General features: G+C 56.6%; 24 protein-coding genes and 1 tRNA gene. 7 read left to right on the top strand and 18 right to left on the bottom strand.

Annotated features, from left to right (window positions below):
• Positions 1-76: 76 nt before the first annotated feature.
• The 3 genes from rpsI to EO133_RS03180 all read right to left on the bottom strand — a co-directional run bounded on the left by rpsI (position 77) and on the right by EO133_RS03180 (position 2,261).
• Positions 77-556, bottom strand: a complete 480-nt coding sequence (gene rpsI, locus EO133_RS03170; protein WP_127071208.1) for a 30S ribosomal protein S9 — start codon at positions 554-556, stop codon at positions 77-79.
• 1 nt (position 557) lies between these two features.
• Positions 558-1,022 carry a 50S ribosomal protein L13 gene (rplM, locus tag EO133_RS03175; RefSeq protein ID WP_127071209.1) on the bottom strand — a complete coding sequence of 155 codons (465 nt, stop codon included), beginning with the start codon at positions 1,020-1,022 and terminating at the stop codon, positions 558-560.
• Positions 1,023-1,199: 177 nt separating this feature from the next.
• Positions 1,200-2,261 carry a COX15/CtaA family protein gene (locus tag EO133_RS03180; protein ID WP_244640766.1) on the bottom strand — a complete coding sequence of 354 codons (1,062 nt, stop codon included), beginning with the start codon at positions 2,259-2,261 and terminating at the stop codon, positions 1,200-1,202.
• A 92-nt stretch (positions 2,262-2,353) separates the two neighbouring features.
• On the opposite strand from EO133_RS03180, the gene EO133_RS03185 reads away from it, so the two are divergent.
• Entirely contained in the window at positions 2,354-2,563 is a 210-nt protein-coding gene (locus EO133_RS03185) for a DUF2842 domain-containing protein (protein WP_244640765.1), read from the top strand.
• Positions 2,564-2,572: 9 nt separating this feature from the next.
• On the opposite strand, the gene EO133_RS03190 is transcribed toward EO133_RS03185, so the two are convergent.
• Entirely contained in the window at positions 2,573-3,529 is a 957-nt protein-coding gene (locus EO133_RS03190) for a polysaccharide deacetylase family protein (protein ID WP_164734857.1), read from the bottom strand.
• A gap of 107 nt (positions 3,530-3,636) precedes the next feature.
• Complete coding sequence (locus tag EO133_RS03195; protein WP_164734858.1) at positions 3,637-5,691, bottom strand: GumC family protein; 2,055 nt, start codon at positions 5,689-5,691, stop codon at positions 3,637-3,639.
• A 140-nt stretch (positions 5,692-5,831) separates the two neighbouring features.
• Between EO133_RS03195 and EO133_RS03200 the strand changes: the two genes are divergently transcribed.
• The 4 genes from EO133_RS03200 to EO133_RS03215 all read left to right on the top strand — a co-directional run bounded on the left by EO133_RS03200 (position 5,832) and on the right by EO133_RS03215 (position 10,422).
• Positions 5,832-6,386 carry a polysaccharide biosynthesis/export family protein gene (locus EO133_RS03200; RefSeq protein ID WP_127071213.1) on the top strand — a complete coding sequence of 185 codons (555 nt, stop codon included), beginning with the start codon at positions 5,832-5,834 and terminating at the stop codon, positions 6,384-6,386.
• Positions 6,387-6,394: 8 nt separating this feature from the next.
• Positions 6,395-7,522, top strand: a complete 1,128-nt coding sequence (locus EO133_RS03205) for a glycosyltransferase family 4 protein (protein WP_127071214.1) — start codon at positions 6,395-6,397, stop codon at positions 7,520-7,522.
• Between the two features lie 111 nt (positions 7,523-7,633).
• Complete coding sequence (locus EO133_RS03210) at positions 7,634-9,151, top strand: undecaprenyl-phosphate glucose phosphotransferase (protein ID WP_127071215.1); 1,518 nt, start codon at positions 7,634-7,636, stop codon at positions 9,149-9,151.
• Complete coding sequence (locus tag EO133_RS03215) at positions 9,148-10,422, top strand: O-antigen ligase family protein (protein ID WP_127071216.1); 1,275 nt, start codon at positions 9,148-9,150, stop codon at positions 10,420-10,422. Before EO133_RS03210 ends, EO133_RS03215 begins: the two co-directional genes overlap by 4 nt.
• Here the strand turns inward: EO133_RS03215 and EO133_RS03220 are convergent.
• Both EO133_RS03220 and EO133_RS03225 read right to left on the bottom strand, forming a co-directional pair.
• On the bottom strand, positions 10,419-11,399 hold the full coding sequence (locus EO133_RS03220; RefSeq protein ID WP_164734859.1) for a phosphotransferase enzyme family protein: 981 nt from the start codon (positions 11,397-11,399) through the stop codon (positions 10,419-10,421). The genes EO133_RS03215 and EO133_RS03220 overlap by 4 nt on opposite strands.
• Positions 11,400-11,447: 48 nt before the next feature.
• A tRNA-Pro gene (locus tag EO133_RS03225) sits at positions 11,448-11,524 on the bottom strand.
• Between the two features lie 139 nt (positions 11,525-11,663).
• Here EO133_RS03225 and EO133_RS20130 point away from each other — a divergent pair.
• The gene (locus EO133_RS20130) at positions 11,664-11,831 is read left to right on the top strand and encodes a hypothetical protein (RefSeq protein WP_164734860.1); all 168 of its coding nucleotides are present in this window, start codon (positions 11,664-11,666) and stop codon (positions 11,829-11,831) included.
• A gap of 13 nt (positions 11,832-11,844) precedes the next feature.
• Here the strand turns inward: EO133_RS20130 and EO133_RS03230 are convergent, their stop codons facing one another.
• From EO133_RS03230 to EO133_RS03275, 10 genes are all read right to left on the bottom strand, one after another.
• Positions 11,845-12,603, bottom strand: a complete 759-nt coding sequence (locus EO133_RS03230) for an iron ABC transporter ATP-binding protein (protein WP_127071218.1) — start codon at positions 12,601-12,603, stop codon at positions 11,845-11,847.
• A complete protein-coding gene (locus tag EO133_RS03235; RefSeq protein ID WP_127071219.1) occupies positions 12,600-13,595 on the bottom strand; it encodes an iron chelate uptake ABC transporter family permease subunit in 996 nt (331 codons plus the stop codon). Before EO133_RS03235 ends, EO133_RS03230 begins: the two co-directional genes overlap by 4 nt.
• Complete coding sequence (locus EO133_RS03240) at positions 13,585-14,547, bottom strand: ABC transporter permease (RefSeq protein ID WP_127071220.1); 963 nt, start codon at positions 14,545-14,547, stop codon at positions 13,585-13,587. Before EO133_RS03240 ends, EO133_RS03235 begins: the two co-directional genes overlap by 11 nt.
• Positions 14,548-14,625: 78 nt before the next feature.
• Positions 14,626-15,555 carry a siderophore ABC transporter substrate-binding protein gene (locus EO133_RS03245; RefSeq protein WP_206513453.1) on the bottom strand — a complete coding sequence of 310 codons (930 nt, stop codon included), beginning with the start codon at positions 15,553-15,555 and terminating at the stop codon, positions 14,626-14,628.
• A 144-nt stretch (positions 15,556-15,699) separates the two neighbouring features.
• Positions 15,700-16,197: a MerR family transcriptional regulator gene (locus EO133_RS03250; protein ID WP_127071221.1), complete on the bottom strand. Its 498-nt coding sequence runs from the start codon at positions 16,195-16,197 to the stop codon at positions 15,700-15,702.
• 26 nt (positions 16,198-16,223) lie between these two features.
• Positions 16,224-16,535 (bottom strand): integration host factor subunit alpha, encoded by a 312-nt coding sequence (locus tag EO133_RS03255; RefSeq protein ID WP_127071222.1) that lies wholly within the window; start codon positions 16,533-16,535, stop codon positions 16,224-16,226.
• Between the two features lie 85 nt (positions 16,536-16,620).
• Positions 16,621-17,598: a beta-ketoacyl-ACP synthase III gene (locus tag EO133_RS03260; RefSeq protein ID WP_127071223.1), complete on the bottom strand. Its 978-nt coding sequence runs from the start codon at positions 17,596-17,598 to the stop codon at positions 16,621-16,623.
• The gene (gene plsX, locus EO133_RS03265; RefSeq protein ID WP_127071224.1) at positions 17,595-18,662 is read right to left on the bottom strand and encodes a phosphate acyltransferase PlsX; all 1,068 of its coding nucleotides are present in this window, start codon (positions 18,660-18,662) and stop codon (positions 17,595-17,597) included. Before plsX ends, EO133_RS03260 begins: the two co-directional genes overlap by 4 nt.
• A gap of 104 nt (positions 18,663-18,766) precedes the next feature.
• Positions 18,767-19,306 (bottom strand): YceD family protein, encoded by a 540-nt coding sequence (locus EO133_RS03270; RefSeq protein ID WP_127071225.1) that lies wholly within the window; start codon positions 19,304-19,306, stop codon positions 18,767-18,769.
• Positions 19,303-19,830 carry a ubiquinol-cytochrome C chaperone family protein gene (locus EO133_RS03275; protein WP_127071226.1) on the bottom strand — a complete coding sequence of 176 codons (528 nt, stop codon included), beginning with the start codon at positions 19,828-19,830 and terminating at the stop codon, positions 19,303-19,305. Before EO133_RS03275 ends, EO133_RS03270 begins: the two co-directional genes overlap by 4 nt.
• A gap of 155 nt (positions 19,831-19,985) precedes the next feature.
• Between EO133_RS03275 and EO133_RS03280 the strand changes: the two genes are divergently transcribed.
• The gene (locus EO133_RS03280) at positions 19,986-20,432 is read left to right on the top strand and encodes an outer membrane protein assembly factor BamE (RefSeq protein ID WP_164734861.1); all 447 of its coding nucleotides are present in this window, start codon (positions 19,986-19,988) and stop codon (positions 20,430-20,432) included.
• On the opposite strand, the gene EO133_RS03285 is transcribed toward EO133_RS03280, so the two are convergent.
• Positions 20,424-21,623, bottom strand: coding sequence for an MFS transporter (locus tag EO133_RS03285; protein ID WP_127071228.1), 1,200 nt, complete (start codon positions 21,621-21,623; stop codon positions 20,424-20,426). The two genes, EO133_RS03280 and EO133_RS03285, sit on opposite strands and share 9 nt — an antisense overlap.
• Between the last annotated feature and the right edge of the window lie 293 nt (positions 21,624-21,916).

The raw sequence follows: 21,916 nt of genomic DNA on the forward strand, positions 1-21,916 counted from the left end.
ATCATATTTGACCAGAGTGTGGCAAAAGAAAAAGGCCCGCGCGAGGCGGGCCTTTTGAAACACTTGCAGAAAATGCTTAGCGCTTGGAGAACTGGAAGGAACGGCGAGCCTTGGCCTTACCGTACTTCTTACGTTCAACGACACGGCTGTCGCGGGTCAGGAAACCGCCCTTCTTGAGGACGCCGCGCAGTTCCGGCTCATAAAGTGTCAGTGCCTGGGAAATGCCATGACGAACAGCACCCGCCTGGCCGGAAAGACCGCCGCCAGCAACCGTTGCAACCACGTCGTACTGATCGACACGTTCTGCAGCGACGATCGGCTGCCGCAGAATCATCTGGAGAACTGGACGGGCAAAGTAAGCGGTAAATTCCTTACCGTTCACGGTGATCTTGCCGGAACCGGGCTTTACCCAAACACGAGCAACGGCGTCCTTGCGCTTGCCGGTTGCGTAAGCGCGACCGTACTGGTCCAACTTCTGCTCGCGGACAGGTGCGTCGGAGGCTGCTGTCTGGGTTGCCGTACCGAGGTCTTCGAGGGAATTGATGGTCTCGGACATATTACTTCACCCTCACATTCTTGGTGTTAAGTGCACCAACATCGATTGTTTCGGGCTGCTGGGCTTCATGGGGATGCTCGGAACCGGCATAAACGCGCAGGTTCTTGAGCTGGGCACGGCTGAGCGGGCCGCCGGGCAGCATGCGGCGCACGGCATTTTCCACGACGCGCTCAGGGAAACGCCCTTCGAGCAGTTCGCGCATGGTGCGATCCTTGATGCCGCCGGGATAGCCGGTGTGCCAGTAAAAGCGCTTGTCATCGAGCTTCTTGCCGGTGAACTTCACCTTGTCGGCATTAATCACGATAACATTGTCGCCCATGTCCTGGTTAGGCGTGAAAGTGGGCAGATGCTTGCCGCGCAGACGAGTGGCGACAAATGCAGCGAGCCGACCGACGACGAGACCTTCCGCGTCGATCAGGATCCACTTTTTCTCGATCTCGCCGGCCTTGGCGGAGTAAGTTTTCATGGTCAGTTTCCCTGATACATCCTGAAATGGATCAAGCCGCCGAAACCGGCGGCTTTCCCAGAGGATTGCTTGCAATAAAGCAACCTGTTCGGGGCGCTGTGTATATCGCTCCAAACAACACGTCAAGCGGAAAGAATTTATGCTGTAAAAACAATATCTTAAATTTTCGGTATTATATTACCACTCAGAAACGCGTTTCATATCAGCAAGATATGCGATCACCATGGCAATGAGCATGAATGCAAGTGCCTGATGCCCCAACGCCAAGGGAATATTGACGACAGTAAGCAGCGTTGCGATGCCCAGGGCGACCTGCAAGAGCGTGATGATGGCTATGCGCGGCATCCACCCATGAACACCCTGGTATCCGGGATGCGCCCTGCCCCACCACCAAAGCACTGCGATATAGGCTGTAAGCAGGTACGCGATGATCCGGTGATTGAACTGCACGGTCATAACGTCCTCAAAAAGGTTGCGCCAGAGGGGTTCGAGGCCAAACAGGCCATCAGGCACCAAGGCGCCTTCCATCAGCGGCCAGGTATTGTGGGAACTGCCCGCATCCAGCCCAGCGACAAATGCACCGGCCACAATCTGGACGAACAACAGACCGACGAGCCCCCAGATTGCGAGGCCCCATCCCTTGCTCGCGTGTCGGGCCGCTGCAATCGGTCGCTCCAGGCTGCGCGCGACCCACACTAGCGCCATCAACAGGATACAGGCAGCCGCCAAGTGGACCGCAAGCCGATACTGAGATACCGACGTCAGTTCCGACAGTCCCGACGAAACCATCCACCATCCGAGCACGCCCTGAAAGCCGCCGAGAACGAACAGCCCGGCCAAAGGCAATAGCAAGGATTTCGGAATCCGCTTCTGAACCAGAAAGATTGCAAAGGGTATGGCAAAGACAAAGCCGAGCATCCGGCCCAAGAACCGATGCAGCCACTCCCACCAGAAGATCAGCTTGAATTCCTCAACGCCCATCCAGCCGGCGAACTCCTGCTGATACTGCGGAATCTGCCGATAGGCCTCGAATTCGGCCGCCCAGTCCGCATCAGTCAGCGGCGGGATGATTCCTGAGACAGGCTTCCAGCTTGTGATCGAAAGGCCGGATTCGGTAAGGCGCGTGGCGCCGCCCACGAGCACCATCAGCAGCACACCTAAGGCAAGGACATATAGCCAGATGCGAACCGGTCGCAGACGATCGTAATCAAGCGAATTGGGAGCGGAAACTGCGGACACGTTGGATACCGATATTGTCAACACTGCCCAAAGTGCTAATGGGAGGTACTCTTAAAGGCAAGTTTCCCAATCGCCGCAGGCAGGAGCAACAATTGACTCAGCGACAACGTAAAGCAATCGGCACGGTCGTCAGCATTGTTTCGATTATCGTCTGGGCCGTTATCGGTATGTGGCTTTATGAGCTGTGGCTGGTCGATGCTCCCAACTGGGCCCATCTTATCTTTTTCGTTTTGTTTGGCCTTGCCTGGATATTCCCGGCCATGATCGTGATCCGCTGGATGGCAAAGCCCGATTCCAAGTAGCAGGTCGTCTCAAGCGGCGTTGACCTTCCGGTATCCGTTGAGCGCCGAAAAGACGGCGCCTGTCAGAAAAACATCGAGATAGCGGCGTTTTTGAAAGTTGCCGTTGAGAGAGACGCGCGGAAGCGCGGTAAGGTGGCCGCCGTGTTCCTGATAGATCGCGCCGGGGCGCGTCGTGACGGCCGTTACAAAGCCCAGTTCCTTGGCAAGTTCAAACTCCCTACTCCCGGCCGAAACGGGCGCGCCAATTGGGAATGAAAAATGCTTTGGACGCCTGCCGAATTTTCGGGCGATGATATCTGCCGACATCGCCATTTCCGTTCGCGCCTCGTCGACCGGCAATTTTGCCAATTCGTAGTGATGCACCGTATGCGCTCCAATTGTGCATAGCGGTTCACTTACAAATGCCGAAAGCTCGTCCCAATCCATGATCAGCGAACGGCAATGCGCCGCGAGGTCGAAATCGTGGGCGTCCGCCAGCGCACGGATTGCAGCGACACGCTCGGTTTCGGGAATGGTTCTGTAATGCGCATAGAGCTTGGAAAAGAGCTGATGCTTCTGCGCCAGAGTTTCCGCCTCGGCGTATTGACCAACCGAACCATCCTGTATCCGGACCCGCTCATTTCCCGCGATAATATCTTCAAGGGCCTGCCACCAGATCTCCCCTTTGGCATCCACCAGTCCTGTGGGCACATATAGCGTGAACGGGGCACCGTGACGCCTGAGAACAGGCAGCGCGAACTCGAGATTGTCGCGATAGGCATCATCGAATGTGAGAACCACAAATGGCCGGGTCGAGTCAGGATTTTTGGTCCGTGTGACCGCTTCATCGAGATCGACGATATCGAACCCGTCGGCCCGCGCCTTTATGATGGCCTGTTCCAGAAAATCGGGCGTGACCTGTAGTATCGCGTTCGGGGCGAAGTCCGCCGGGATGTCTGGCAAGACGCGGTGCAGCGTGAAGATCAACCCCTTCGCTGCCGATTGACGCCTTATTATGGGACACAGCCTTGAGGCCGACAGAATTTCAAACGCTGCTTTAAAAGCCAGATAGCGCGACACCCGATTTCCCCTTGTCAGGCGACCTCGGAACGCAACTCGGAGGTGGCCACGATGGATAGAGGCGCAAATCCCAGAGCCTCAATGTCTCCCGATGCCCTTTGCGCATCTGCCGTACTTGACGCGAGCAGAACGCAGCCGGCTTCCAATCCGGCAAATAGCGGCAAAGTCGACCGCATGCCAACCTTACCCGTCACCACGATGACCACTTCGTAAATATCCGATAGCGCCTCAACCAGCGTTTTCAGCTTGTCGGTTTGCGGCGCAAGGCCAGCATTCTGCCCCCATGGCACAAATGCAAAGCGTTCCTGATTGCCACGATGAACAATATCCCCAAAATCAGCATCGCCCGCCGTCAGGTCCGTCAAACCCAGTTCGATTCCGTTCTGATGGCTTGCAGCGTCAATTTCGGCAACGCTTTGGCCTGCCGCAACGAGCCTTGCCGACAGGCGCTCGGCAAAATCCGAACTGTCGCGCCATTCGTCCACGGACGCCACAACCAGGCGTCGCGTATTCTTGGCCAGGAGCGTGTCGATCAGACGATCGATCGATGCGTCCAGCTTTGTCGTATCGGCCTGCGTAATCCGCAATGACATCGGGGAAATCGTTTCGGACTGCGCCTTGGGTGCATTTCCATGTATCGAAAGCGCCTGATGGTTATCATTATTAGGCGCCTCGGCGCGCGTGCGGCGCTTTTCAACAATTGCCCTGCCCGACAGCAGTTCTGAAAAGATGATCGCGCCAACCTGCAACGTTAGCGACGCCAGAAGCATTGCCACCAATATCAATGTGGTTTTCGGCGACACGGGTGACGCCGACGGCGCAGCTTCGCTGACGATACGCACATCGGGAAGTGCCGAATTCTGCTCGGTACGCGCTGCCGCCTCGCTGTAACGCAGTAGATAGGCATTGAGCAGATCGCGTTGAGCGGCAGCTTCGCGCTCCAGTTCCGCAAGGGAAACGCCCTCACGCGTCGCCGAACCCGCCGCGACCTTCAGACGGTCGAGTTCTTCTTGCAGCGAACGTTCCAGTTCACTTTCAATTCTGGACTGCGCCTCAAGCGCCTCGGCAACCCTGCGCCCCTCCGAGGCAATCTGCTGATTGACCTCTCCAATCTGAGCATCCAGCGCGCGGATCGTGGGATGGTTGGACAGCAAGGTCGCAGACCGCTGCGCTCGCTCGCCCTGTAACCGCGCCATTTCCTGACTCAGTTGCTGAACGACTGGCGAATCCTGAACGTCCTGAACACCGGCAACGGACTGCCCGGCGTCCAGAAGTGACCGGATAAGCTGCGCACGTGATTGTGCCGCGCTGCGCCTTTCGGCAGCCGATGTGATCTGCGTTGCAATGTTTGAAAGCTGCTGATCGACCAGACTTGTGTTGTTCTGCCCGACAAAAAGATCATTGGCGACACGAAATTCGGCAACCCGGCCTTCTGCCTCGACCACGCGTCCGCGAAGTCGGTCGATTTCCCGTTCGAGCCAGACCGTGGCCTCGGCAGTATCGGAGAGTTGCTGCCCTGCCCTGCGGGCCAGATGAGCCGCGGCAATTGCATTTGCCACTTCAGCAGCGCGTTCCGGATCGGTAGAGCGGAATGCAATTGTGACCAGCCGCGAATCGCGTTCTCTGGCAACAACAAGGCGATCGTTCACAGCGGAGATAATCTGGGTGTCGGTTTCCTGCGGCGAACGTCCCAACCCGATAAGCGACAGAAGTCCTCCGCTCGGCGCAAATTCGGAAACATCCCTTAACCCGGTCGCTTCGATGGCGTCCAGCAGTGTCCCGCGCGACTTGATCAGTTCGATCTGACTGGAAACCTGAGCATCGTCAACGATGTATCCTGTCGTCAGGTCACTTGTTGCGCGCGTGAATATGTTGGACCGGGGCTCAACGAGAATACTGGCGGTGGACTCATAGACGCGCGGCACAAACATCAGCAAAACATAGGTCGCAACGCATAAGAGCAGCGTCACCAATCCAATGCGAAAAATGCGCCTGAGCACGGCCATGAGCACGACTCCAGCATCGATACTGGCGTCGGCAACCTCAGGAACGGGCGCAGAAGTGGTCATAGAAGTCCCCATAGTCTTTGTCCGCTTATGCCCCGCGCATGGTAATAATTCCGTTAAGCCGAACGCGCGAAAATACCAAAATAAGGAGAATCTTAACCACGGCGTGAGATCAGTTCGATAATGAATACCCGGATGAAGAAATGACCTGGCTGCGCGTTCCAATTGTTTTCCTGCTTGTGTTTCTCGCAGCCTGTGCCCATACGGGCCGTCCGGCGACGTATCTTGTCGAACCCACTGGACCCTATCTCCTCGACAGCGGCGATATCGTCCGCGTTACCGTTTATGGCGACCCCGAACTGACGTCCAATTACCGGGTCGACGACAAAGGTGCGATTTCAATGCCGCTCGTTGGTGCCGTCGCGGTTCGCGGGCTTACGACGGAAACTGCGACACGTCGCGTTACCAGCGCCCTTGCGTCGGGGTTCATGCGCAATCCCAATGTTGCTCTCGAAGTCGCCGAATACCGTCCATTTTTCATTCAAGGCGCGATCAGAAACTCGGGCCAGTTCCCCTATGTCTATGGCATGACTGTCCGTGCCGCCATCAGCACGGCAGGCGGCCATACCGAGACGGCGGACCGCAACAGCGCCACCATCTATCGCAGACAGGGCGATGAAATGGTGCGCGGTAATGTCGAACTCGACTTCCCCATCATGCCCGGCGATACGATCGTTATTTCCGAACGCTGGCTTTAGGAGCCGTTGTGACACGGCACCCGCTTCGCATCCTGCAGATCATGCGTGCGCCGGTCGGCGGACTGTTCCGGCATGTTTCCGACCTGACCCATGAGCTTTCGGCCCGCGGTCATCAGGTTGGCATTGTGGCCGACAGCCTGGCGGGCGATGCCCAAACCGAATCGAAGCTTTTGAAACTGGAAGCGGTTGCCAGCCTTGGCGTTCATCGATTTCCGATACCGCGCCTGCTGGGTTCAAACGACCTGATAACTCCCTTCCGGATCAGCAGATTATCCAAGGCCCTGGATGTTGACGTCCTGCATGGACACGGCGCCAAGGGCGGCTTTAATGCCCGCCTTGCCAAACTGCTCAACCGCAAGTGCGTTTCGCTCTACACGCCACATGGCGGGGCATTGCATTTCGACCAACGCAAGCCCGCTGGCGCCGCCTTCATGGCCATCGAGCGTCTGCTCATCGGGCAGACCGGCGCCCTGATCTTTGAAAGCGCGCACGCGCAGAAGGTCTTCGCCGAGAAAGTCAAAGAACCCAGGTGCTCGCATCACGTCATACATAACGGATTGGCAGCTTCGGAGTTTGAGGAAATCTCGCCCGATCAAGGCGCTGCCGATTTTGTGTATGTCGGCGAATTGCGATGGCTCAAGGGTATCGATCTGCTTATCGAGGCGCTTGCGCCATTGCGCCGCTCCGATGGCTCGCCCGCAACGCTTGTCATGGCTGGAGATGGCCCTGACGCACCTGCCCTGCGCGAAAAAATCCAACGTCTAGGCCTGGAACAGCGCGTCACTCTGGTCGGCGTTCAACCCGCTCGCGACATGTTCGCGCGTGGTCGATGTGTCGTTGTGCCCTCCCGTGCAGAGTCGCTCCCCTATATCGTGCTTGAAGCCGCCGCGGCCGGACGCCCGGTCATTGCGACCGCTGTAGGCGGCATAGGAGAGATTTTTGGCCCCACGTCATCGGAACTCGTAACGCCGGACAATGCTCCAGCGCTCGGAAACGCCATGGCGGCCTATCTTGCCGACGGCGCTGGCCTTGCGGCAAGCACCGCTTTGCGGCACCGGCACATAGAAGCTCAATTTTCGATTTCCCATATGACGGACCAGATCGAAGCCGTTTATCGCGGCCTTGTCGCCAGCTGAAATACGCGCAAGTTTTCACTGAGTACGCGCAAGTTTTCACCGAGTTTTCATACCTTCTCGGTCACACTAAGCGCCAAAAGCATAATTTCCACGTTTTGAGGCGTACCAGATATGTTCCGGCTTGACCCCAAACAGGCTGTGATCGACCATTTGCATGGCAAGGGTGACGATGCCCGGTCTAACCTCAGCAATGCGGCAGAAGCAATTGCCAGAAGTCCGATAGAGTCCGGTTACTCGCATACCGTTATTTCGGGTGTTGCCCAGATCGTTGAAGCATTGATCCTGCTCGCGGCCGGGTTCGCCATTTACGCATTCTATCTGGGCGGTAGCGACCCGCTGTTTTACGGTCCGCTGATCCTTGGGGGCGTCCTTGTCGCCAACGTTCTTTTCAATGTTGCGCGCACCCATCGCATCGTGGCCTATCGCACACTTTTCAAGCAATGCTCGCGGGTACTTGCAGGCTGGTCGATCGTGATGCTGATTATTGTCGCCGGACTTTTCATCTTTAAGGCCGGTGACATGATGTCCCGCGTGTGGCTGATAGGCTGGTACGTGTCGGGTTGCGCCCTGCTTATCGGCTACCGTCTTGCGTTGCGCGCACTGATCGGTCACTGGACCCGGCAGGGGCGCCTCAAGCGGCGTACGGTCATTGTTGGCGGCGGACCGGATGCCGCCCCGCTTATTGAAAGCATTCGCAATTCCGCTGCTGGCGACATCGAAATGATCGGGTTATTCGACGATCGTGTCGGCGAGCGTTCGCCCGATGTCGTTGCCGGGCTTTCCAAGCTCGGTCGCGTTGCCGATCTCATCGAGTTCTCCCGCCGCGCCAAGATCGATCTTGTGATCGTATCCATGCCACTTTCAGCCGAAGCGCGCGTTCTGGACATGCTGCGGCAGCTTTGGGTCTTGCCCGTAGATATTCGGCTGAGTGCGCATATGAGCAGGCTGCGCTTTACCGACAAGACCTATTCCTATCTCGGAGATCTCCCGGTTTTCGATATGGCCGACCGGCCAATTTCGGACTGGAACCTGGTTTTCAAATGGGTTTTCGATAAATGCGTTGCGGCAACGGCGCTGGTTGTCTTGTCCCCTCTCATGATCGGCACAGCTATTGCCATCAAGCTTACGAGCAAGGGCCCAGTTCTGTTCCGTCAGCAACGCCACGGTTTCAACAACGAGTTGATCCAAATCTACAAGTTCCGCTCAATGTACACGGACATGAGCGATAGCGCTGCCGACAAGCTCGTTACCAAAGACGATCCGCGCGTTACGCCCGTCGGCCGCTTCATCCGCAAGACCTCGATTGACGAGTTGCCGCAGTTGTTCAACGTACTCAAAGGCGAGCTTTCCATCGTCGGCCCGCGGCCACATGCCCTGCAGGCCAAGGCCGCCAACAAGTTGTATCACGAGGCTGTGGACGGCTACTTTGCGCGCCACAAGGTCAAGCCAGGCATTACTGGCTGGGCGCAGATCAATGGCTGGCGCGGGGAAACCGATACGCTCGACAAAATCATGCAGCGCGTCGATCACGACCTTTATTACATTGAAAACTGGTCACTCTTTCTTGACCTCTACATTCTCGTAATGACCCCGGTATCGCTCTTCAGCAAAAACGAGAATGCCTTTTGAGCGTCACGGGAACAGTCTCGCCTGGCAATCCAGCCCTGGGGCGCATGTTCTTGCTGTCGAAGACGCAGGCCATTCTCACATGGGTCTTTGTGCTGTGGATTTTTTCTGGCGCTTTCGTCCTGATCGAGCCGGCCCCCTATGAGTTGCTATTTCTGCTGGCCCTGGGCTTGGGCCTGGCAAGTGGGCTGCGGCTGCATCGGGAAACACTTCCCTTGCTCTATATCTTTCTGTTGTTTGTACCGTTCGGCCTGATCGGCGCCTTTCAGGTCCGCCGAATGGAGCTGGTACATGCACTGATCTACAATCTCGTCACGATCTTCCTATTTCTCACGAGTTACTTCGCAGCCAACTACATCGCCCAATCGCCGTTCCGGCGCATGCGCTTGCTGGCAAAAGCCTACCTTGCAGCAGCAGTCATAACCGCGCTTGTGGGCACCCTCGCCTATCTCAACCTCATTCCGGGTGGAGATCTGCTTCTCCTTTATGGCCGCGCCAAGGCCTTCTTCAAGGACCCCAACGTTTACGGGCCCTTTCTTGTTCTGCCCGCCATGTTTGCATTGCAGCGCACCCTTTTGGGAACTCGACGCGAGGCGATATGGGGAGGGGCGGCCTATATGATCCTTTTCGTCGGCATCTTTGTCAGTTTTTCGCGAGGCGCCTGGGGACATCTGGCCGCATCGTCGCTTATGGTTTTTCTGCTGTGCTTCTTTCTCGAAGCGCGAACCCAAGACAAGGTTCGCATGCTTTTACTGGCCGTTGGCGGTGCCATGGCACTCAGCGCCGCACTGGTCGGTCTTTTGAATGTCGAACCGGTCGCAGAGCTTTTTGCCCAACGCTTTTCCGTGACCCAAAGCTACGATACAGGCGAGACAGGGCGCTTTGGGCGTATCGGCTATGCAATTGACCTTGCGCTGACTCATCCATGGGGCCTTGGACCGCTCGAATTCAGTTGGCTGCGAATTGCCGAACAACCCCACAATACCTACATCAACGTATTCCATGCCTATGGCTGGGGTGGCGGGCTCACATATCTCGTTCTCGTGCTGTGGACTTTGGGACGCGGTGCCGCCGGTCTGGTGCACCGTACGCCCAACAGGCTGTTGCTTATCCCTGTCTATGCCACGTTTGTGCCATTGGTCCTGCTGTCCGGCATCATTGACACCGATCACTGGCGGCACTGGTTTTTGGTGGCCGGACTTGTATGGGGCGTCGTTGCGGGACGCTCTATTGTCGTTTCCGAACAATGTACCGGGCAGCGCGCCCTGCCCTAACCGCGATCGATTGTACCTGTCACCAAAAATCGCTCGGCCATTTCGGCCGTGATATTGGCAAAGTCCGCCCTGAGGCTTTGTGCCAATTCCGTCTCGGAATGTGAGCCGATCCAGGCTAAAAGCGCCATCCGACGCAACATGACCATCGTATCGAGCATGGCCTCATGTTCAGCGCCGAAGGCCCTGAATTTCCGGTATCCTTGCAGCCAGGCGTTGCGCAATTGCGGCACAAGCGGGGAATCCTCGAAAAACGAAACCGCAGCGGCGAAATCGTATCCGAACCAGCAAAAGCCGCAGTCATCGAAATCGATCAGGCGCGTCGTTCCGTTCTCAACCAGCAGATTGGCAAGACGCATATCCGCATGGATAAGCCCAAACCTGTCGCTTTGCTGGCCATATTGGCCAAGGTTCTTCCGCAATTGCTGGTCAAGCCGGTCGAGCACCGCTCGGATGTCATCTCTAACGTTCGGTGCTTCTCGCCAATCGCCCCAGATAGCATCGGCATCAAGAATGGCGCCCTCGGTCCAGATCTGGCGCTCGAAGCGAGACGGCGGCGTCCAGCCTTCTACATGGCTGTGGCAGCGGGCGGCAAGCTCGCCGAGTTGCGCAAAAACGAGCGCAAGCCCCTCGTCCTCTTCGGGTTCCTCGCCTTCTTCAAAGGCAAAGAGCACCATATGTCGTTGATCGGATTCGCTTATGAAGGGTGCGATCTGCACATCCTGGCCGTTCAGCCCCGGAATTGGCTGGGGTGTGAATAGGCCCGCTTCGGCTCGCAGCGCCCGCATCCAGGCCAGCTCACTCTCAATGGCCAGTTGGGAGTGATATGTCGGACGATGTACGCGCAGCACAAATTTTTTGCCTGCCGGCGTATCGAGGCGGAAGGTGTGGTTCTCCGAAAGGTTAAGCAGATGGGCACGGGCGCCAGCGGTTTCCGGCCACAGACCGAACGCCTTTTCCAACTCGTGCCATTCGGTCATTCGATGCCCCTTTAACAAAAAAGCCATCCCACGGGATGGCCTTTTTAATGGTCGGAGCGGCCGGATTTGAACCGACGACCCTTTGTCCCCCAGACAAATGCGCTACCAGGCTGCGCTACGCCCCGACTGGCAGGAGACATAGAGAAACTATCGGTTATGTGCAAGGGGGGAAAACCATGAAAATGGTGCAATTTCCCAATGGCGGAACTGACCACAAAGGCGGAACGTTGGTGGTGGGAAATCAGCTTCCGAGGCAGGACCAACATGCCAATTCTTCTTATTATACTGCTCGCCTTTCTCATTGGCACCGTCGGTTTTTGGGACGCGCTCGGCGCCCTTATCGGTGCCGTAGCGCTGATTGGGCTGTTCTGGCTTATTTTGGCAGCAGCAGTAGTTGTCGGGATCATGTGGGTTCTGCGGCGCCTGCGTTAGGCCCTCCCGGCGATCAGTCGTAGAACAGGGAAACCCGATGTCCGCCGATCTCATGGACATTGATATCCATGTCGTAAATATCCTTTAGCGCCTCTGGCGTTATAATCTGGCTGGTCGTTCCGTGACGGCGGACCTTGCCGTCGCGCATCGCAATTATGTAGTCCGAATACCACGACGCAAAATTGATATCGTGCAGGACCAGCACTACGGTCTTACCCAATTCCCGGCACGCCTTCTGCATAAGTTTCATCATGCTCATGGCGTGCTTCATGTCGAGATTGTTGAGCGGCTCGTCCAACAGCACGTAGTCCGTGTCCTGACAGAGCACCATTGCCACAAAGGCGCGCTGGCGCTGCCCGCCCGACAGTTCGTCGAGAAAGCGTCCCGAGAGTTCCGTGAGATTGAGATAGTCGAGCGCGCGCTCGATATGATCTTTGTCCTCAATCGTCAGTCGCCCCTTTGAATAGGGATAGCGGCCAAACGAAACCAGATCGTGCACCGTTAGCCGCGCACTCATATGATTGTCCTGGCGCAGGATCGACAGCCGTTTTGCCAGCACATCGCTGGGAGTCTTGGTAACGTCCATACCGTCCACCGTTACCGCCCCGCTATCCATGCCGAGCAGTCGGCTGACAATGGATAACATGGTGGATTTCCCCGCCCCATTGGGGCCGATAATGGAGGTAATGCCCTTCTGGGGCAGCGTGATCGACACGTTATCGACGACCAGCGTTCCGCCGTAGGATTTGCTGACGCCCTCGGCAACAATCATCGGGCCGCTCCTCTCAAGATCAGGATTATGAAGACAAGTCCGCCAAGGAATTCCACAATGATGGACAGAGCGGTATCGAACTCGAAAACACGCTCAAACAGTGTCTGCCCGCCAACCAGGGCGATTACGCCCAGCAATACCGCGGCTGGGAGAATGTGCCTATGCCTTGACTCGCCGATAAGGCCGTGTGCCAGGCTCGCGACCAGCAATCCGAAAAAGGTTATCGGGCCAACCAAGGCAGTCGATACCGACACAAGGATGGCAACCAGAACCAGGATCGTGACGACGGTACGCTTATACTCGACGCCAAGATTGATGGCCGTCTCGCGCCCCAGCGAAAGTACGTCGAATGTATGCCCGAGCCTGAAAAGCACAAGTGTAACAACGCCAATTGTAGCGGAAGCAACGCCGAGCAAGGTTGGATCGATGGTCGAGAAGCTGGCAAAAAATGTGTCCTGCAACACCTGAAACGCGTTGGGGTCGAGCAGCCGCTGCATGAAGTTGGAAAGGCTTCGGAAGAAGATGCCAAAGACAATGCCGACCAGCACCAGCAGATGAAGGCTTCTGTTCCCACTTAGGAACAGCCAATGAAACAGCAGCCACGAGAATCCCATCATGAGTGCGACCTCTATGCCGAACTGGGCATAGGGGTTGATCAGCACCAGCATTTGCGGACCGAGAAAGAACACGATGGCGGTCTGCACAAGGATGTACAGCGCATCGAACCCCATAATGGAGGGCGTCAGAATACGGTTGTTGGTGACGGTCTGGAACAGTACCGTTGAAACTGCGATGGAATAGGCAACGAGCAGCAGACCAAGCAGTTTCCTGCCCCGAAAGGGAATAATGAAGCTCCAGTTGCCTCTGGCGCCCAAGGTCATGAAACAGGCAACCGAAATCAGAGCCAGAGCCGCCAGTATGACGATAACGATCGTAGGTCGCGACCAACTAAAGTCGCGCCGCGTTGTGGCGCTTTCAGCTTTATGCAGCATTGTGGCGCTTCCTGAGCAGAAGATAGAGGAAGAGACCGCTGCCAATTACCCCGACCACAACGCTGATCGGTACCTCATAGGGAAAGCGGATCAGACGCCCGATTATATCGCAAGCCAAGACAAATGCTGCGCCAAGAACGGCTACCCACGGAACCGTTTGCCGCATGTTGTCGCCTATCATCAGGCTCACGACATTGGGTACAATCAGGCCAAGGAACGGAATGGATCCAACGGAAACCAGAACCACGGCACTCACAATCGAAACTATGATCAGTCCCAGCGTCATCACGCGCTTGTAGTTGAGGCCCAAATTGGTTGTAAAATCCTGCCCCATACCAGCAACGGTGAACCTGTCCGCTGCGATATAGGCAAGTACCGTAGCAGCAAGGCCAAACCACAAAAGCTCGTAGCGCCCGCGCAAGACCCCGGAAAAATCACCCATACTCCAGGCGAGCAGAGACGGAAGCAGATTGAACCGGTACGCAAAAAACGACGTTATGGCACCGATGACACCGCCGAGCATGATGCCGACCAACGGCACCAGCAAAACGTCCCTTAAAGGCACGAAACGTAGAATACGCAGAAAGAGAGCAGTCCCCGCCAAAGCAAAGAGAGCAGCCACCATCATCTTGCCGAACAGCGGCCAGGCCGGCGCAAACAGAGTGACGACCAAAAACCCGAGACTCGCGGCTTCGGTCGTTCCGGCAGTCGAGGGCTCTACGAAGCGATTGCGTACAATGATCTGCATAACCAGACCGGCAATTGCCAGAGATGATCCGGCCAGGAGAATTGCGAGCGTACGCGGGATGCGGCTCACCAGCATCACCTGCATTGCACGCCCCTCTTGGCTCCCCGACAGCAACGTACCGATGGAAACGTTACTGACGCCGATAAAAAGGCTCACAAGAGCCAGACCCAAGGTCGCAACAATCGCCAGAACAAGAAGGCGCAAGGGGAATTCCGTGGCTAGCTGGAGATTACAAAAAAACGCCCGGCACCGATGCGCCGGGCGAAAACTTAATTGGCCGCCTTACTGGGCGCTGCTCAGGCCCTCGATAACCTGGTCGAGCATCAGCATCAGGCCGCTATAGCCGTGCATGGAAATGTAAGCTGCCTGTGGATCGAGGAAAATGATCTGATCGTTCTGCCAGAATGTTGTCTGATGGATCAGTTCATTGTCCAGCAATGAGCGCGCAGCGCCTTCATTGCCCACGCCAGCGTCCCGATCGATAACAAACAACCAATCGGGGTCGGTTTCGAGCAGGTATTCAAACGAAATTGCGTCGCCGCCGTGATCTCTGTCGTCGACATCGTCGAACACAGAGGGGAAACCGAGATCGTTGTAGATCCAGGCAACGCGGGATTCAGGGCCGTATATGCCAAGATTTCCGGCATTGGTAACGATCACCAGACCTGTGCCCTGCCCTTCGACCAGAGCCCGTGCCTGCATGACTTTGGCATCCAGATCGACAATCAAATCGGCAGCACGACCCTCGATACCGAACACTTCACCGAGTGTTTCAATATTGTGCTTCACGCCTTCGACAAAGCTGTTGTTGTCGACCGACATGTCGATGGTCGGTGCGAGTTGAGATAGCGTTGGATATGAAGTCGATGAACGTGCTGCCACAACGATGAGGTCGGGCTGCTCTGCCGCAATGCCCTCGAAGTCCGGCTCAAACAAGGATCCGACATTGATCAGATCATCGGCAACGATGTCCGACATATAAGAGGGAATGTTCGATCCGGGAGCGCCATGGATGTCGACCCCGAGGGCCGACAGATTATCGTAAGCTGCCCAATCGATTACGAAAACCGTTTCCGGCACACCCGGAAGGGTGGTTTCGCCCTGAGCATGCGTGACTGTAATTTCCTGTGCGGAGGCTCCAGCGGTGAGGGCGAGCGATGCAGCAAGAAAAGACGTTGCCATCAAGGCATGAGAAAGCTTGGAAATTGTCACGTTAAAACCTGCTAGTTGGATATGACCGAGCAATCAGTCAAATTAAACTGACTGCTCCGATCATGTTACCTAACGAGCCAAGCCAGCAAGGTCAACATTTATGACATCAATAGTCATGATATTGGATTATGCCGTTTCCACGGGCTAAGCGTTCCGTGCCTTATCCAAAGTCAGTCTGCAGCGCTCAAGCAGGTCAAGCGCGTCCTGGAGGCGTTGCATTTGGTCTGCATCGAGACTTCTCGAACCCGCCTGAACATGTGGCGCGGCCTCGACCGCAATATCGTTTGACGAGCTCAATGCGGGTTCCGCGTAATACTCCAACGCTGATTCCGGAACAGCGCCGGTCTGCGGCGCCACAGGCTGGATCGAACCGGTTTCCCCGATGGCAACAACATGCCGGGCGCCCTGCTCTTTCAGGATGCGTTGGACGCCTTTGATTGTGAAACCTTGATCGTAAAGCAGGTACCGGATGCCCTTGAGCAATTGCACATCGTCGGGACGATAATAGCGCCGCCCGCCGCCTCGTTTGAGCGGCTTTATCTGATTGAACCGCGTCTCCCAGAAACGCAGTACGTGCTGTGGTAGGTCGAGTTCGTCCGCCGCTTCGGAGATCGTCCGGAAGGCGTCTGGCGACTTGTCCAACGCTAGTGTCCCGGTTAAAAAAACTATTATTTTCCGGTACGAACCATAGATTTATTGATCTTGGATTTCAAGACATTGGATGGTTTGAACACAAGAACCTGTCGAGGCAAAATCGGAACCTCCTCACCAGTCTTGGGATTTCGGCCGATCCGTTCGTTCTTGGAACGCACCTGAAAAGAGCCAAATGACGAAAGTTTCACATTCTCTCCCGTCGCTAGCGAATCGCTGAGCACCTGCAGAAATCGCTCAACGAGTTCCGCCGACTCGGTGCGAGATAGACCAACGGACTGATAGACGGCCTCAGCCAGATCCGCCCGGGTGACTGTTTTTCCCGACATCGCATTCCCCTCAAACCGCAGACAAGCAGGAGCACTAACCCCTGAAATCAAATACTTAACGCCCTTCCGGCCTCCGGGTCAACGCTTACCACCGTATGAGCGAGGCACCCCAGGTAAATCCACCACCCATGGCCTCGATCATTACAAGGTCGCCCTTCTTGATCCGCCCGTCCCGGCTGGCCACCCAAAGCGCCAACGGCACCGATGCTGCCGAGGTGTTGGCATGCTTATCGACTGTCACAATGGTCTTTTCCGCAGGAATGCCCAGTTTCTTGCCTGCGCCATCGATGATGCGCTTGTTGGCCTGATGAGGAACGAACCAGTCCAGTTCCTCGGTTGTGCTACCGGTTTTTTCCAGAACGTCTTCAATGACGTCCGAAATCATGCCAACCGCATGCTTGAACACCTCGCGGCCTTCCATCCTCACAAAACCGACGGTCTTGCTGGCCGAAACCCCGCCATCCACGTAGAGTTTGTCCCAATGAGTGCCATCGGTCCGCAGGCTCGATGCGAGTACGCCGTTTTCTGGCGCATCGGCGGCTACTTCCTGCGCTTCGAGAATGATCGCGCCGGCGCCGTCCCCGAACAAGACGCAGGTCGTGCGGTCGGTCCAGTCGATGATGCGCGAGAAGGTTTCCGCGCCAATGACCAGTGCCCGCTTGGCCTGTCCGGTCTTAAGGTAGGTGTCGGCAGTCGTTACGGCAAAAACGAAGCCCGAGCACACGGCCTGAATGTCGAACGCCATGCCGTGGCTGATTCCCAGCTTTTGCTGCACCAGCGCGGCGGTCGACGGGAATGTGCGGTCGGCGGTCGTCGTGCCTATGATAATAAGATCGATGTCCTCAGCCGTCAGCCCCGCATTCTCAAGCGCACTCTTGGCCGCATTGAGCGCGAGGTCGGAGGTCATTTCACCTTCGGCGGCAATATGGCGCTGCCTGATTCCAGTCCGCTGGACGATCCACTCGTCGGACGTATCGACTCGTTTGGAAAGTTCGTCATTGGTCAGGATGTGCGCCGGAAGATACCCCCCGACGCCACGCACTACGGATTGGATTCTGGTCACGTCGAAGGTGTCTCCGAAACTGTTTCAACATCAGGCACTTCCCCTGGCTTGAGACGGGAAATGCCATCGCCGATCTTGTCGATCAACTGGTTGCGCGCCATGTCATAGGCTAGGCTCAGCGCGCTCTTGTAGCCGATTTCGTCGGTTCCACCATGGCTTTTAATAACGACGCCGTTAAGGCCGAGGAACACGCCACCGTTTACGGTCCTGGGGTCCATCTTGCTTCTGATAGCCCGAAGCCCTTGAGAGGCCAGCAATGCGCCCAGCTTCGTAAGCCAGTTCATAGCCAAGGCATTGCGCACGTATGTCGCAACCTGGCGTGCCGTGCCTTCGGCTGTTTTGAGCGCGATGTTGCCGGTGAACCCTTCGGTCACCACAACATCGACTGTGCCCTTGCCGATATCGTCACCCTCGACAAAGCCATGATATGTAAAGCCCGCGCCGGAGGTCTCCGAAAGGATTTTCCCGGCATCCTTTACCCATTCATTGCCCTTGGCTTCTTCCACGCCAACGTTGAGAAGGCCGATTGTCGGGCTTTTCATGTCGAACAGCGCGCGCGCCAGAGCGGCACCCAGAATGGAAAAATCGACGAGCTGGTCAGCGTCAGCACCGATTGTGGCGCCCACATCGAGCACGACAATATCGCTGCGCAGTGTTGGCCAGATCGCCGCAATTGCGGGTCGGGAAATCCCCGGCATGGGCCGCAGGCAAAATGTCGCCATGGCCATCAGGGCTCCGGTATTTCCCCCTGAAATGGCAACCTGCGCTTCCCCGTCCTTGACCGACTGAATGGCGGCCCACATGGAGGAATTGCCCTTGCCCTTGCGAAGGGCCTGGCTGGGCTTATCCTCCATCGTAATCACGGTCTCGCTGTGGCGAATTTCGCTGACCGGTTTCAGCTCGGAGAACTCTTCGAGCAGCGGAGCGAGGTTTTCTTGCCGGCCGTGAAAAATGAACCGAGCGTCAGGCCGCTCGCGCAGCAGCATTTTCGCACCTTCAATCGGTGCTCGCGGCGCGTTGTCTCCGCCCATCGCGTCCACGGAGATTGTAATATTCCCACTCATCAAATGCCTGTTCCAGGTCTATTAGCCAATCGGTGGGCCTTCCCCGCACTTTCGGCACACCATAGCCAAAGAGCGGCGTCGTGCAAGTTTTCTTCCAAGGCGGTTCAGTCTCCCTTGAGCGCCTTGAGCGCTGCGAAAGGGGAAAGCTCGGCGGGATCATCGCCCGCGACCCCATCTTCGAGCTCAGCTCCGGGCGCGCGTGGATAAAGGTCAATCGCCAGGGCAAATATCTCCATCGCGGTTTCGCCCAGATCGATTTCGTCGCCGTCATAGTAGTCGGGCAGATCGTCCTGTTCCAGATTGACGAAGATTTCGGCACCGGCCGTTGCTTCGCTGGCCTGATCGTGACCGGGCAGAAACACCCGGTCGATAGGCTCGGAAATGTTTTGTATCACCGGCTCACCCGTAACAATGCAGGGTTGCACGATTGTGCCATCCACATTTCCGGTTGCCCGTATGCCTCCACGGAACCGGCTAGCAGTGACATTGGCCGCGAAGGACCGCACTTCGGTAACGCCGAAGCGCTCGGCGAGAGCCTCACGTTGTTTTTCGTCGGTATCGATTTTTACGACACGACCGGCGCCGGGGATTTTATCCACGCGGATACGGGCATCAAGGTCCTGATCGCTTGGCAAGTGACTCATGCTGGCGCTCCAAATGTCAGTTCACCGGCAACTATGCTGCTGGCTGGCTGGCTCCGCAATTGGTCTTCCAGCCGATTTATGTAGGCAGCGAATTGCTGCGATGTCTCGCTTGTTTTCCCGTCGAGAATATTGCGCGAAATCACAGATTCCAGTTCGTTGGCATCGCCGCTGTCCAGCGCAGCATTAAGATTGGCGAGCATACCGTAGAACAGGCTACCCATTTTCTCTATCCGCTTTCCCACCGAAAGATCGCCGACGCCCATCTCGCGCAACGAACGGTCCATGTCGAAAAAAAAGCAGTCGAACAGCGCCTGTGCGAATTCCTTGGTTGCCTTGTCATCCTGTCTGAGGCGCCGAAATACCATGGCCATATGCAGCGAAATCATGTCGAACCGGCCCGTCAGTGTATCGGGGACACTCCATTGTGCGTAAAAAATCTCGTGCCGGGATTGTGCCACAATAGCATTATAGACGGCGTAAACAGGCGCGCTGAGGCGGTTTTTGCGAAAGAATGGCAAGATCATCACAGGACCCCTTGAAACAAAAGGAAATCTAGCTCAAGCAGAGTGAAATCTGAATGCTCGCTTGCCAGAACCGGCCTTGGGCGGCTAAACAACACCAACGTCCTTGGCGCTATGACGCGAGGCTATAATCGAGAGCCATGAGGAAAGTCAATTCCATGCCCCTGCGTACTGCACTTGTTCGCCTGTCGCCAATTGCCGCGGCATTTGCCCTCGGGATTACTCTTTCGGCATGTGCCGGCACAGGTCTGGTAAACACACGAACACAGGGCTATGTCATCCCCAATGACGCCGTGCAGCAGATTCGTCCCGGCGTCAGCATGGATCTGGTACGCGCAGTTCTCGGTTCACCGCAAACAACCAATACGTTTGGCGGACAGACAGCCTGGTATTACATCGAAACCAAGGTGAACCAGACCGCTTTCGGCTTGACGACAGCCCAGGAGCGGACGGTTCTCGCGGTTTACTTCGATAATAATAACCGTGTTGCCGAGCGCGCAGTCTATGGCTTGGAAGACGGCGCGGTGTTCACCATCGAAGGTCAGCGCACACCATCCTTTGGTCAGGACGCTACGTTCGTTCAGTCGATTCTGTCCTCATTCTGATACTGCTGTCTCCTGCTTGAGCCTGCGACCGCGCAAGTCGGTCCAGGCCAAAAGCAGCAGCACCGCCACAACGATCGGCATGACCATCAGGTTTACCGCTTCCCAGCCGAACCGGTTGAGCAGCACCCCGGCCCCGATCGAGGCCAATGCCATGCCGCCGAATACGACCTGTTCGTTGAGCGCTTGTGCGCGGGCGCCTTCTTCAGGCCTGTATCCGCGCGTCAACATCACCGTTGAACCGATAAAGCCGAAGTTCCAGCCCACGCCGAGCAAAATCAGACCGATATTGAAGTGCAGGACCGAAATTCCTGTCAAGGCAATGCCGGCACTGGCCAGGATCAGCAGCAAGCCTATGGCAACGGTAAAGTGTGTTCCGATACGGTTTATGATCGTTCCGGTGATGAAGCTTGGGGCGAACATGGCAACGATGTGCCACTGGATAGCCGTGGCGGCCTCACCGGGCGTATGTCCACACCAGTAAACCATTGCAAGCGGTGCTGCGACCATCACAAAGGTCATCAGCGCGAAACTCGCCATGCCTGTTAGCATCGGGACAAAAATATCAGGATCTCGGACCAATTGACCAAATGCGCGTCCGCTTTTGCCCGGCTCCGGCTTTGGCTGGCCTTTTGGCAGATCGGTAAATGCCACAAGAGCGATGCCGATACAAACCATCGCCGCCAAAGCAATAAAGGAACCGGAATATTGGGCTCCTGGCACCATGTCGGCAGTCGCCCCGGCCAGTCCCGGTCCGAGGAAGCCCGAGAGAACACCGCCGAACATCACCCATGAGACGGCCTTGGCCTTCAAGTCCGGTGGAACGCTGTCTGCAGCGGCGAATCGTATTTGCTGGCCAAAAGCCGCCGACGCGCCGATGAGGCCGAAACCGGCCACAAAGAGTATAAACTGTTCAAGATAGACCGCCAGAGCAACAATCAGCGCACCGATGACGGCTATGCTCATGCCCATCACCAAGCCGCGCGTCCTTCCGGCCCGATGCAAAATCATCGCTGCAGGACCTGCGGTAAGCGCCAGGCACACGATCATTACGGTCGTTGGCACGGTCGCGTAAGTCATGTCCATCACCAGCGAGGCCGCTGCCAGTGCCCCCACTGCCATCACCATACCCTGGGATGAACCGGCAATGGCTTGCCCACCGGACAAAAGGGCTATGTTCCGCATATGGGCCATTGGGTATTCTCTCGTAGACTCGCTTTTCTCATCTTATCCCTCTGATGGGCTTTGCGCCATGGCATCGAGCACAGCATGCCCGTTAGGCATTGGCCTCACTGCCGCGCCATTGCCCCCTCTCGCTCGTGACCCGCCGACGTAAGCCAAAGAACCATGATGAGCCTGTCCCATCCCCTCCACTATCGTCCCCGGCCTTGAGCCGGGGATCTCTCTTTGCAGCGCTTGCTTGGGGCACCGACCCGCGGGTCAAGCCCGCGGGCGAAACAGAGAAGCATTGCCAAAAAACTTATCCC

It is taken from the genome of Pelagibacterium lentulum, from assembly GCF_003992625.1.
In the GTDB taxonomy this organism is placed as follows: Bacteria; Pseudomonadota; Alphaproteobacteria; order Rhizobiales; family Devosiaceae; genus Pelagibacterium; species Pelagibacterium lentulum.